Raw genomic sequence first — 407 nt, forward strand, 5'->3', positions numbered from 1 at the left:
GCTCGGCAATGCAGGTGTAGAACTCACCGTGATCACGCACTTCACCGGCCTGCTGCACGCGGCCTTCCACCAGCAGCGCGGCACACACGTGGCACACGCCGTTGCGACAGGCCTGAGGGCATTCGTACCCCCGACGGCGCGCGCCTTCGAGGATTCGCTCGCCGGGGACCAGCTCCAGCACGGCGCCGGAAGGTTGCAGGGTTACACGCATCAATCTATTCCCAATTCTTTCCATATCGCATCGACACGGGCGGTGACAGCTTCATCCTTGACGATCACCCGACCCCATTCGCGGGTGGTTTCACCCGGCCACTTGTGGGTGGCGTCCAGGCCCATCTTCGAACCCAGGCCCGACACCGGCGAGGCGAAGTCGAGGTAGTCGATCGGCGTGTTGTCGATCATCACCG

General features: G+C 63.6%; 1 protein-coding gene and 1 pseudogene. Both read right to left on the minus strand.

From position 1 onward, the window contains the following. The coding region (locus SOP95_RS31875) for a 2Fe-2S iron-sulfur cluster-binding protein (RefSeq protein WP_323609572.1) at positions 1-211 on the minus strand (211 nt) is incomplete at its 3' end. Next, positions 211-407 (minus strand): annotated as a pseudogene (locus SOP95_RS31880) (3-octaprenyl-4-hydroxybenzoate decarboxylase); the annotation flags it as partial. The pseudogene SOP95_RS31880 and the gene SOP95_RS31875, both read right to left, overlap by 1 nt.

Source organism: Pseudomonas sp. YuFO8 (genome assembly GCF_035065025.1).
GTDB lineage: Bacteria > Pseudomonadota > Gammaproteobacteria > Pseudomonadales > Pseudomonadaceae > Aquipseudomonas > Aquipseudomonas putida_AE.